The following is a 12,027-nucleotide window of genomic DNA, read 5'->3' on the forward strand; positions in this document are numbered from 1 at the left end:
GGGCATCCTTGTTAGCGACTTAGACCATCTCGCCGATTTAAGGCGCTATTTTCCAGAAACATGAATTCAAAGAAATTGGGATCAAATTGATCCTGATCTGCGCCGGGAAGGTCAGGCAGAGGTGCATCCGCGGCTAGAGGTTGTACAAGGCGTGGTGTGACGATCATCAACAGCTCTCTTTCTTCTCGTTGTAGGCGAGATGAACGAAAGAAAGCTCCTAGCACAGGAATGCTACCCAGTCCTGGAAGTTTATCGACCCCCGAAGAATTGCTAGTACTAATCAAACCACTAATAACAAAGCTTTCGCCATCAGCCAGCGCGATACTGGTGTCTGTGCGTCGAACATTTAATGCAGGCACTCGTGTACCGAGGATATCTACACCTGTATTGAAGTTAAGTTCGCTGACTTCTGGTGCGACCTTCAATAAGATCCGATTACGATCGACTACGGTGGGGGTTAAATTGAGCCGAACGCCAAATTCTTTGTATTCGATACTGATGGAGTCACCTGAGGTGCTTGGCACTGGGACGGGAAACTCGCCCCCCGCTAAGAAGCTTGCGGTTTGTCCGCTTAGCGCTACGAGACTTGGTTGGGCGAGGGTATAGGCAAAGCCGCTTTGTTCAAGAGCATTCAGCATGCCTAGGAACTTTTTGCCGTTCTGGCGGAATAGAATATTAAATCCATCTCCAGTGGCTGGAAGGTTGCCTGAAAAGTTACCGCCAGAGGCGCTTGCACCTGGAACACCTAGAAGGAAATTATTTCTTCCATCTAACAGCGACACGCCAACTTCTTTGAGTCGGTTACGGCTCACTTCAACAAAGCGTATATCCGTCTGAACTTGGCTGGGGAGGAGGCTGGGATTGAGCTGCTGAGTGAAAACTGGATTCAAGTCCGCAATTGAGGGTGCAGAGACAAAAATCATGGTTTCGACTGGATTGGGGGAGCAGGCCGTCCAAACGCTCATGTTGGTTACACCTGAACTCTGTGCCGTGAGCAAAATGCTCTGTCGACTTGTAACAGAGACGTCTGCAATACTAGGATTTCCGATCGCTACCCTCTGTATAGCAACGGGTAAGCGGAACTCTTTCTGAGTGTTTTGGCTGACTTCAAGCATTTGCTCTTGCTGCAATTGCTCGCATGGATTTGCAAAAGTGTAATTCAAGATGCTGGCTGTGAATAACAGACTGTAAGCAATCCCTTTATAAAACTTTCCGTAGTGCATGCTGATTACTCGGTTCTATATTCTATTTAAGGGGCATGGCTCGAAGCTTGAGCGCCACGATAGATTTCAACTTTAGGCTTTGACGGGTTGGCCTGTGGACTTACCGGACGTGAGCTGACCGCTCGACTGGTAGGTGTGGCTTGGCGTAAAGCAAGTTGCTCAAATTGAAAAAGTTGCCTTTCTGCTTCTTCTAAGCGTTCGGGGATAGTTTCGCCAGCGTAGTATTTAGCTAGGAGCTCTTCATCTAGACTGCGTACAGCCAAGCGAATACTGCTGCCTTGTATTTGAGTGGCTAACCAGAGTCGAGTCATCAACTTTTCATGTACAGCAATGACAGCTGTTTTAGCAGGAAGATTGCGTCGTCGCGTGTCTGTGTCGTCTTCTAAAGTGTACAGCGCCGGATCTCCTGAAAGCGTGGCACCTAATTGATCACCTACACTCAGGACACGAATGGCCGGTAAAACAAGCTGAGCGGTTTGGTCTGTATTGATGTCATCGCGACGCAGATAAAGTAATAGATCAACAAAGTCGCCAGGGCGGAGATGTCCGCCCGCACTCGTGACCTCATCAATGCTAATCGCGAGTGCGCGCTCTTCAGGTCGAATCATTTGTGCGATAGGACCACCGTTTTGCAGATGTTGCTCAGTTAAGATCAAACCCGCTGGAAGATCTTTCCAAGTGCGCATCCCAATCAATAGATTGGTGTCAGAAAAGGTCTCTGGGGGGGCTAGCTTAAGCAGTTCAATGTCTAAGTCTTCAGCACTGATTTGAGTCAATGCAGGTAAATCACGTTTCAGAACCACTACGGCCGTGCGTTGCTCATCTTCTAGATCTTTCCGAACTGACTCTAGCCTATCCTTTGCAGCTTCTAAGGATAAGTTGGCCTGCTGCTCATCTACTCTAGGCATAGGTGCTAGGGGCTCATTGAGCGGGGCGGGTGGAGTGTCACGACCTACAGTTAAACCTTTATAGCCAGCAAAGACGGCACCAACCATTAGTAGGCCTGCAAGACTCATGGTTAGTCGACTGTTCATCTATAGCTCCTTGTTAATGCCAGATTTGGCTTCCTGATGTCGCGAAACAACATAAAACAACATAAGAGCGTTTCATGCTCAGCACGCACTCATATGGGTCTTTAGTTCAGTGGATGATATTGCGATCTATATATCAGAACTATCCAACTCCTACAGATGATGCCATATATTCCATTAAAAGCAAGATTATTTTATTGCGTAAAAATTTGATTCTTATTTTAGATCAGGTGTAGGGGTTGAGATATATACTTGTAAATAGTCGTTTAGAGTTGGTTTTTGGATCTTATCTATGCGTGTAAAATGTATAGATGGTTTTGATTGCGTAAGTGGAAGTTGATAATTTTTTATCATGTGTAGTGCTTACATTCTTCGCTGAACCCTGACGCCTGCTTCGATTGGCGAGCATTGTATTGCTTTTCGGCAAAATTTAATTCAAGGAGAGATTATGTATCCTGTCAGAAAGCTGATTTATTGTGCGGTTATTGTTGCGACATCCAACTTGCAGGCGAATACGCCATCTTACTTGCAAAGTAGTGATGTTGAAAATTTGCTGCCTACCGCAGAACTGCCTGTTGGGGAGATGCGCCCTTCTGTCGCAGAGACTCAGCTTCCTCAGGTGCGTAATGTCCGTTTACCCCTTTCAACTCAGTTTGACTTGCGAGGTTTGGAAATTGAGGGTGGCAGTGTTTATCCTTTCGAGCAAATTTCACAACGTTTTGCGCCCTTGGTAAACCGTCGGATTACTCTGCGGGACTTGCTTTTGGTGACTGAATCCATCACTCAAGACTATCAGCGCGATGGTTATGTGCTGTCTTATGCCTATGTGCCTGAGCAGAATTTAATTGATGGTGTCGTGAGAGTGGTGATTGTTGAGGGTTATGTTCAATCCCATGAGATGAAAGGCGAGGTGGGGTTGGTCGAAGAGCATGTACGTCGCTTGGGTGAGCAGCTCTTAAATGAGCGTCCTTTGAAACGCGAGACGTTTGAGCGTTATACCACGCTGATGGCCCAGATTCCGGGTGTTAAAGTAAAGGCTCAAGTTCAGCCGCCGGCCACGACCGATGGGGCAACGGTTCTAGTGACTGAGGCAACCCGTAAGGCCTTCGATTTTGGTTCAAGCATTCAGTTTGACGAAGAAGAAAATAACAAGTTGCTTTTGAGTGCGACAGCGAACTCGCATACGCCTGTTGCTGAGCAGGTGACTGTATCTACCTTGTTGAGTGACTCGGATGATAACGAAGAGTATGTGAGGTTGGATTATAATCAGTTTATTGGAGCGGATGGTCTGCGTTTGAGTGGCTTTGCTTCGGGGTACCGCAACTCAGAAGGTCAGATTTCGAGTCAGGGTACGGTATCAACACGTGAAAACACGCGACTGTCTTTAGGTCTCACCTATCCTTTGATTTTGAGTTCGCGAGAATCCTTGACGGCCGGTGTGCGTTTGTATGGTGTGAATGATGAGCGTAATTTCACGCTGATTCGTCGCAACCCAGCACAAGTTTTTGTAGATGGGCTGACTATTGACAGTAAAATTCGCGTCCTCGGCTTTGAGTCAGATTGGCGAACGCTGGATGCAAAAGGCCAGCTGCGTATCCTGAGTGCGGGTCTGTATCAGGGGATTGATGGCTTGGGTGCTAAAAGTGAAGCGAGATTCCTCGGGCAGAATATCGGTGCTCAGCATGATCTTGATTTCACGCGGCTGCGTTTGAGTGCCGTGCAGAATTTGAACCTGGCGGATAACTGGCAGTTAGCCTTGTCTGGTGCGGCTTACTGGTCAGATGATGTGCTGCCACAAACAGAGCAGGTGCTCTTTGGTGGACGTAACTTTGCGCGCGGCTATCCGTCTGAGCAGGCTTATGGGGATAGTGGCATAGGTTTAGGGTATGAACTGAGTTATCGTTTTGATACGGATTATGCTCATCTCAAGTTAGTTCAGCCCTATGTAGCGATGGATTGGGCGCGTACTTATCTGAATGGCTCAACAGGAGAGGAGGCTAAGCTCAGTTCTGCTGCTCTTGGGGTGCGTTTCGGTGATCGTCGTCATTATAACTTGGCATTAGAAGTGGCTAAGCCGCTGGGTGATGAGGCGGTGGATACGGGTAATAAGGAGCCGAGGTTGGGGTTGATTTTGAACTACAGTCTTTGATTAAGTGAGAAAGCCACACCTTGGAATGAGGTGTGGCTTTAAATGTAGGCACTAAACACGTTGGTGTTTAATCACCGGCGCCTGTGAGTGCGTCACGAATTGATTCGAAAGTATCGACAATCGCATCACCCACTTCTGTAGTGGCCGTAATAATCACTACAGCAATCAATCCTGCAATAATAGCATATTCGATGGCAGATGCGCCTGAGTCATCTTTAGCGAGTTCGCGCAGTTTATCTTCTAACTTAAAACGAAATTCAAAGTACTTTTTCAACATATAGAGACATCCTTTATCATCTAAGGTTCATAGGGGTTTTATGGGCATAGTGCTACGACTATTTTAGATTCTAACCGAGTTTGATCTAGGGATGTAATAGATTTTTATGATCAATTTTTTGATTTTGATCAAAACCTGGCGCTTTGGTTAGGATTTTATCTGCGAGTGTTTTTGGCGAGGGTATATAAAGCATTAGCTATTTGGGATGACAAAACCGCACTATAGGTGCGGTTTTGTCTTGAGGTGTCTTAAGTGTTAAATACGCAAACCACCATCGACTTCAAAGCAGCGACCGCTAACGTAATCATTCTCCAGAATGAACGTGACAGTCTTGGCAATCTCTTCAGGTTTGCCCAGGCGTTTAGCTGGGATACCTGCTGCGATTTTTTCCAAGGCTTCAGGTTTCATGCTCATGACCATTTCGGTGCCAATGTAGCCCGGTGCAATGGAAGCGGCACGGATACCGTAGCGCGACAGTTCTTTCGCCCAAGTCACTGCCATCGCTTCAACACCCGCTTTGGTTGCGGTGTAGTTGGTCTGGCCCATGTTGCCTGAGCGTGAGATGGAGGAGATGTTCACGATGCAGCCAGGTACTTTGAGCTCAATCATTTTGCAAGCGGCTTCGCGGGCGCACAGGAAGGTGCCGGTCAGGTTTACATCCATCACCAGATTCCAGTGATCCAGGCTCATTTTACCCAGGATTTCACCGTCTTTAGCTTTGATGAACAAACCGTCACGCGTGATACCCGCGTTGTTCACCAGGCCGTGTAAGCTGCCAAAGTCGCTGACCACATCATTGAACAGCTTTTCTACATCGGCTTCGACGGCGACGTTCGTGATGTAACCGCGTGCCTGTGTACCTTTGGCTTCACACAGCGCAATGGTTTCATCCAGATCCTGTTGATTCAGATCCGCTAGGGCCAGTTTTGCACCCTTCTCAGCCAGTTCCAGCGCCATTGAGCGTCCCAGGCCGCGGCCACCACCTGTGATCACAATTACCTTATCTTGCAAATCCATATTATTCGTACCTTGTTTGGTTAATGCACAACCTATTGTGCGACGCACCTTGCTGCGCTGCAACAATTTTAGCGCTATATAAAATGTGGTTTTACCTACTCTGAGCTATATAGAGAAGGTTGATCTCTACCGATTCCTAAGATGGAGGTCGACTTGCTTGGGCGGTATGAATGTGATCCCATGACCTCTGATAAAAAAGAGGTAGTTCTATGCGTTTTGTTTTTTTGGCGTTTGTGCTGATTCCAATCATTGAGATTACCCTGCTGATCAACGTCGGTCAGTGGATCGGAGTAGGCTACACGGTGGCACTGGTGCTCCTATCCGCTTTTGTCGGTGTGAATATGTTGCGCTATCAAGGGGTATCGACTCTCACACGTGCGCAGCAAAAAATGCGACAGGGTGAACTACCCGGTCAGGAGATGGCTGAAGGCTTAGTGTTAGCGGTCGGTGGGGCTTTGCTGATTACGCCGGGATTTGTCACCGATGTTATGGGATTCTGCTGCTTGATTCCCTGGACACGCTTGCGAATTGTTCACTTCTTACGTGGGCGGATGTTTGTCATGGCGCAAACATCGACCTATCAAGAAACTGAAGTGCATCACGCCCACTTTAGAGCGGCTCCTCAGGATGAAGAGTCCTCCCGCCGGCGCCCAGAGGTTCTGGAAGGCGAGTTCACTCGAAAAGATTAAATTTTTTTCGACATCGCGCTTGAAATCCGCAGCAACTCTCCCCACATACAGGGCAGCTTTCAGAAGTTTCAGTCGATGCAAAAAAATCTGCAGTTGACCGTTGAAATGGCTACTTGCTGCCCTTATCAATGCTGACATCCTAAAGACGGATGTCAGGTGCTTCTGACTTAAACCTAAACAACATCGCTTTGAATCCTAGATACCAGGAGAACAACCAGATGAATATTCGTCCACTTCACGATCGTGTCGTTGTGCGTCGCAGCGAAGAGGAAAAAACCACAGCAGGCGGTATTGTCCTGCCCGGTTCTGCGGCTGAAAAACCAAATCGTGGTGAAGTTGTGGCTGTCGGCCCAGGCCGTACGCTGAATAATGGCGAGATCCAGGCTCCTTCCGTCAAAGTCGGTGATAAAGTTCTGTTCGGTCAGTATGCCGGCAGCAACGTGATCAAGATCGATGGCGAAGAGCTGATGATTATGCAGGAATCTGAGATTTTTGCTGTCCTCGAAGGCTAAGTGCTCGAAGCCGGTTTTGAAAGGCTTCACCACACAAGTAGCGTAAAGATTTGTCACACTGAACTGAATTGAAAACAGGATTAATAGAAATGGCTGCTAAAGACGTACGTTTTGGTAATGATGCTCGTCAGCGCATGCTCGCAGGCGTAAACATTTTGGCGGATGCGGTGAAAACCACGCTGGGCCCTAAGGGTCGTAACGTCGTGCTGGAAAAATCTTTTGGTGCCCCTTTAGTCACTAAAGATGGTGTTTCTGTCGCCAAAGAGATTGAGCTGAAAGACAAGTTCGAAAACATGGGCGCACAGATGGTGAAGGAAGTTGCGTCCAAAGCCAACGATGTGGCCGGTGACGGTACAACAACGGCAACAGTTCTGGCTCAAGCGATTGTTAATGAAGGCTTGAAGTCTGTTGCAGCGGGTATGAACCCAATGGATCTGAAGCGCGGTATCGATAAAGCCACTGCTGCTGTCGTGGAAGAGCTGCGCAAGATGGCGGTGCCTTGTGCGGATAGCAAGTCTATCGCTCAGGTAGGAACCATCTCTGCTAACTCTGATGCTGAAATCGGCCGTATCATCGCGGAAGCGATGGAGCGTGTGGGTAAAGAAGGCGTTATCACTGTTGAGGAAGGTTCTGGCTTTGAGAATGAGCTGGATGTGGTTGAAGGTATGCAGTTTGATCGTGGCTACCTGTCACCTTACTTCATCAATAATCAGGAAACGATGTCAGCTGAGCTGGACGATCCTTTCCTGCTGTTGGTCGACAAAAAAATCTCCAATATTCGCGAGTTGCTGCCGGTACTGGAGCAGGTTGCTAAATCTTCACGTCCTCTGTTGATTATTGCTGAAGATGTTGAAGGCGAAGCTCTCGCGACTCTGGTCGTCAACACTATGCGCGGTATCGTTAAGGTTTGCGCAGTGAAAGCGCCCGGCTTTGGTGATCGTCGTAAGGCTATGTTGCAGGATATTGCGATTCTGACCGGTGGCCAGGTGATCTCTGAAGAGATTGGCCTGTCTTTGGAAACCGCGACTCTGGAGCACTTGGGTCACGCTAAACGCGTCAGCATCACCAAAGAAAACACCACCATTGTTGATGGTGCCGGCTCTCAGGCAGATATCGAAGCACGTGTTCAGCAGATCCGTGTCCAGATTGAAGAAACTACATCAGACTATGATCGTGAAAAACTGCAGGAGCGTGTGGCTAAACTGGCAGGTGGTGTCGCCGTAATTAAGGTCGGTGCGGGCACTGAAGTCGAGATGAAAGAGAAAAAAGCACGTGTTGATGATGCTCTGCATGCGACCCGTGCGGCCGTAGAAGAAGGTGTCGTACCTGGCGGTGGTGTAGCGCTGATCCGCGCACTGGATAATGTCGGCAAGCTGGAAGGTGAAAACCATGATCAGACGATCGGTATTGAATTAGCCTTCCGTGCTCTGGAAGCACCTTTGCGTCAGATCGTGGCCAATGCTGGTGGAGAAGGTTCTGTTGTGGTGTCCAAAATCCGTGAAGGCAAAGGCTCTTACGGTTTCAATGCTGCGACTGATGAGTATGGTGACATGGTTGAGTTCGGTATCATCGATCCCGCCAAGGTGACTCGTTCTGCGCTGCAGGCTGCGGCTTCAATCGCCGGTCTGATGATCACCACCGAAGCGATGGTGGCGGAGCATCCAGAAGACAAGCCAGCGATGCCAGATATGGGTGGCATGGGTGGTATGGGCGGCATGATGTGATCACTTCCGCCTAAGGATCCTTAAATACGGATCAATCAGCCCTGCAAGGTCGCTACTTTGCAGGGCTTTTTTCTGTCTAAAGCAGTCTGTTTTTACTGGGCTTCATGCTAGGGTTAGAGGGGACAGAATAGGAACGACCTTATGCAAACCAGACGCGAACCTCAGATTAATCTCGATAAATTGGGAAAAGAAGCCTCCTCTATTCCGCTATTGAGTTCTGAGCAACAAATTTCAGAGCCGCGTCAGTCTGGCTCTATTCTACTGACGCTGATTCTACTGACGTTAGTGGTAGTCAGTGCGGGTTTGGCTTGGCTGCTCTTGGATCTGAAGCAAGCCTTTGAGCAGCAACGTCAGCAGATGATGACGAGTGAAGCACGTCTAGTCTCTGCAGAAGTCTTACTGTCTTTACACACTAATGGTTCTGAGGCGGGTGAGGGCAAAACTCTAGTGCAGAGATTGGAGGCCTTAGAGTTGCGTGCACAGGAGCAACAGGCCTTCGTTGCAGCAGAACTTAACCGTCTTTGGGCGGATCTTGCACAGATAAAAACAGCTCAGATCGAGCCTGTGCAGTTGGCGTTAGACACTTTAAAAGGTCTGCCCCAGGAAATGTCATCTTTGGCTGCGACACTGCTGCAACAAGAACAACGTATGGTCACTTTGACGCTATTAGAAGAGCGCTTAACGGCTTTGCAACAAAGTCTGCAGCCGGCAGAGGATCTAGGCCCCCTTTTAGCAGAAACGCAGGCTGAGCAGCAAAGTATGAAAAAGGAGCTCACGGATCTCGTGACCCAAGTGCAACAAGCGCAAACTCAGTTGCAAAGCCGTGTGCAAACTCAAACGCGCGAGCAGCAGAGTATCACGGCACAACTGAGCCAGAATGCGTTGTTGATCAGTTCGGAGACAGAGGCGCGGCAAGCTTTGGAGCGTGAGTTGCGTGCTGCGTTACAGGGTTTGAGTAACCAAACCGCGGCGGTGGGCAGTCAACAAACGGCTCAGCAGAGCTTGGAAGCCCGTATTCGCAGTAATGAGCAGGCAATTCAGGCCATTGATAGCTTCCGTCAACAGACGAATCGGGAGCTGCTGAGTCTACGTGAGCAGTTGAACAGCCTGCGTTTGCAAACACCGCGATAAATTGCCTTTGTGCAGTTGACAGGGCAAAATGCCGCGTTCGATTTAAGAGTTAGAGACACTATGCGACAGCCAGAGCTTTTATCCCCAGCGGGAACCCTGAAAAACATGAAGTATGCTTTTGCCTATGGTGCGGATGCCGTGTATGCCGGCCAACCACGCTATAGCTTAAGGGTGCGTAACAACGATTTTAATCATGCTCATCTGGCGGAAGGGATCGCAACGGCACATCGACTCGGCAAAAAATTCTTTGTTGCCAGTAACATTTTGCCGCATAACTCTAAACTTACCACCTATATGGATGACATCACCCCCGTGATCGAGATGCAGCCGGATGCGCTGATCATGTCTGATCCGGGTTTAATTATGATGGTGAAGGATCGCTTTCCCGATATCCCGATTCATCTGTCAGTACAGGCGAATACCATGAACTGGGCCAGTGTCAAATTTTGGCACCGTGCGGGGATTGAGCGTGTGATCTTGTCGCGCGAATTATCTTTGGAAGAGGTGGCCGAGATACGTCAGCGTTGTCCAGAAATGGAACTGGAAGTCTTTGTGCATGGCTCCTTATGTATTGCTTATTCTGGGCGTTGTTTACTTTCGGGTTACATCAATCATCGTGACCCCAATCAGGGTACCTGTACCAATGCCTGCCGCTGGAAGTATGACGCTCATGAAGCCAAGCAGGATGAATCAGGCGATATTGTTCCGGTGCAGACCTATGAACCCGATTTAGGCCTGGGTAAACCCAGTGATCAGATCGTTCTACTGCAAGAAGAGTCACGTCCGGGTGAGTACATGCCTGCATTTGAGGATGAGCATGGCACTTACATTATGAACTCCAAAGATCTGCGTGCGATTCAGCATGTGCATCGTCTAGCGGCGATGGGTGTGGATTCTTTGAAGATCGAAGGCCGAACCAAATCACACTATTATGTTGCGCGTACCGCACAAGCCTATCGTAAGGCCATAGATGATGCTGTCGCAGGTCGACCTTTTGATATGGAACTGATGGATGTGTTGGAGAATCTTGCCAACCGTGGTTATACCGAAGGCTTTTATCGTCGCCATGTGCACGATGAGTACCAGAATTATGAAACGGGCAATTCGGTCGGTGTGCATCAGCAGTTTGTCGGTGAGGTGATCGAGCCGACCGCTGCGGGCATGATGACGATTGATGTAAAAAACCGTTTTGAGTTGGGTGATACCCTAGAGTTGATGACCCCGGCAGGTAATCATCGTTTTCGTTTGCAGGAGTTGTTAAATCAAAAGGGTGCCCGCATTGAAGCGGCACCAGGCTCTGGACATCGTGTTTCGATTCCGATGGACCTGTCAGCCGATCTTGAATTTGCGTTATTAATGCGTGATCTGCCCAACGCTCCCGCACGGAGCTGATCTGTGCTATGCCTGATCTGAGCAAGTACCGTTTTCAGCGAGCCTTACGACCTTTCTCCTTTCCGGTCGCCCTGATCGCATGTTTAGTGGGGTTGGTCGCGGCGTATGCTCAGGGTTACTGGCAGCCCTTGCCTGCAGTCTTGGTTCTGATTGCGGGTGTTTTGCTGCAGGCCGGTGTTAACCTGATCAACGACTATGCCGATCTCAACTTGTTGCCGAGCCAGGATAGGGCTTTCATCGCGGCACGCCAGCAAATTCGGCGTAATTTTCAGTTGGGGTTGGGGTGTTTTGTTGTGGCGGCCCTGCTGGGCTTTTATTTAATTTTACAAGCCGGCTGGCCTTTGCTACTGGTTGCCGTTATCGGTCTACTGGGCGCTTTGGGCTACACCCTAGAGCCTATCCAGTACAAGAATCGGGGGCTGGGTGTGCTCTTGGTCTTCTGGTTGATGGGTGTTTTGATGATCACCGGCAGTTATCTAGCCGTGGGTGCGCCTTTTCAAACAGAGATTCTCTGGCTCTCTTTGCCGATTAGCTGTTTAGTCTCTTTGCTCTTGCTCAGCAATGAATTGCGCGACTATGAGCAGGATCGGCAGGATGGGCTGAATACGCTCACGGTGCGTTTAGGTTATACCAAGGGTGTGCAGCTTTACGGAGCACTCTTGTTCGCTACCGCTGTATTTTCCGCTCTGCTCTACATTTGGGGTTTGTTGACACCGGCTTGGCCTTTGCTGTTTTTGCTTTTCCTCTTGCCTCAGCTTTATCGTCTGCTGCGGGCGGATAGTGCGGCGCGACGTGCTCTGACGCCGGCGACTGCGCGCTTCTTGCTGCTCTTTGGCAGCCTCTTTTGCTTTCTATTGCTGCCATAAACTTTCCTTTATTAGC

The 12,027-nt window shown here is 49.0% G+C and carries 11 protein-coding genes; 7 read left to right on the plus strand and 4 right to left on the minus strand.

Features of this window, described 5'->3' with window-relative positions; genetic code table 11:
• Nucleotides 1-11: 11 nt before the first annotated feature.
• Entirely contained in the window at nt 12-1,223 is a 1,212-nt protein-coding gene (locus E1H14_RS09965) for a type II and III secretion system protein family protein (protein WP_149391326.1), read from the minus strand.
• 26 nt (nt 1,224-1,249) lie between these two features.
• Nucleotides 1,250-2,257, minus strand: a complete 1,008-nt coding sequence (gene cpaB, locus E1H14_RS09970) for a Flp pilus assembly protein CpaB (protein ID WP_149391327.1) — start codon at nt 2,255-2,257, stop codon at nt 1,250-1,252.
• A 445-nt stretch (nt 2,258-2,702) separates the two neighbouring features.
• Here cpaB and E1H14_RS09975 point away from each other — a divergent pair, with 445 nt between their 5' ends.
• Nucleotides 2,703-4,403, plus strand: a complete 1,701-nt coding sequence (locus E1H14_RS09975; protein ID WP_149391328.1) for a ShlB/FhaC/HecB family hemolysin secretion/activation protein — start codon at nt 2,703-2,705, stop codon at nt 4,401-4,403.
• Nucleotides 4,404-4,470: 67 nt separating this feature from the next.
• On the opposite strand, the gene E1H14_RS09980 is transcribed toward E1H14_RS09975, so the two are convergent.
• On the minus strand, nt 4,471-4,680 hold the full coding sequence (locus E1H14_RS09980) for a Flp family type IVb pilin (RefSeq protein ID WP_149391329.1): 210 nt from the start codon (nt 4,678-4,680) through the stop codon (nt 4,471-4,473).
• Nucleotides 4,681-4,935: 255 nt separating this feature from the next.
• Nucleotides 4,936-5,697, minus strand: coding sequence for an SDR family oxidoreductase (locus tag E1H14_RS09985; protein WP_149391330.1), 762 nt, complete (start codon nt 5,695-5,697; stop codon nt 4,936-4,938).
• A gap of 209 nt (nt 5,698-5,906) precedes the next feature.
• Here E1H14_RS09985 and E1H14_RS09990 point away from each other — a divergent pair, with 209 nt between their 5' ends.
• From E1H14_RS09990 to E1H14_RS10015, 6 genes are all read left to right on the plus strand, one after another.
• Nucleotides 5,907-6,386 carry an FxsA family protein gene (locus tag E1H14_RS09990; protein WP_149391331.1) on the plus strand — a complete coding sequence of 160 codons (480 nt, stop codon included), beginning with the start codon at nt 5,907-5,909 and terminating at the stop codon, nt 6,384-6,386.
• A 218-nt stretch (nt 6,387-6,604) separates the two neighbouring features.
• Complete coding sequence (locus E1H14_RS09995; protein ID WP_149391332.1) at nt 6,605-6,898, plus strand: co-chaperone GroES; 294 nt, start codon at nt 6,605-6,607, stop codon at nt 6,896-6,898.
• An 89-nt stretch (nt 6,899-6,987) separates the two neighbouring features.
• Nucleotides 6,988-8,622, plus strand: a complete 1,635-nt coding sequence (gene groL / locus E1H14_RS10000) for a chaperonin GroEL (RefSeq protein ID WP_149391333.1) — start codon at nt 6,988-6,990, stop codon at nt 8,620-8,622.
• A 141-nt stretch (nt 8,623-8,763) separates the two neighbouring features.
• Complete coding sequence (locus E1H14_RS10005; RefSeq protein WP_149391334.1) at nt 8,764-9,753, plus strand: hypothetical protein; 990 nt, start codon at nt 8,764-8,766, stop codon at nt 9,751-9,753.
• A 60-nt stretch (nt 9,754-9,813) separates the two neighbouring features.
• Complete coding sequence (gene trhP, locus E1H14_RS10010; RefSeq protein ID WP_149391335.1) at nt 9,814-11,145, plus strand: prephenate-dependent tRNA uridine(34) hydroxylase TrhP; 1,332 nt, start codon at nt 9,814-9,816, stop codon at nt 11,143-11,145.
• A gap of 8 nt (nt 11,146-11,153) precedes the next feature.
• Nucleotides 11,154-12,011: a prenyltransferase gene (locus E1H14_RS10015; protein WP_149391336.1), complete on the plus strand. Its 858-nt coding sequence runs from the start codon at nt 11,154-11,156 to the stop codon at nt 12,009-12,011.
• Nucleotides 12,012-12,027: the final 16 nt, after the last annotated feature.

The sequence above is a fragment of the Nitrincola tapanii genome (genome assembly GCF_008368715.1).
GTDB classification, from domain to species: domain Bacteria; phylum Pseudomonadota; class Gammaproteobacteria; order Pseudomonadales; family Balneatricaceae; genus Nitrincola; species Nitrincola tapanii.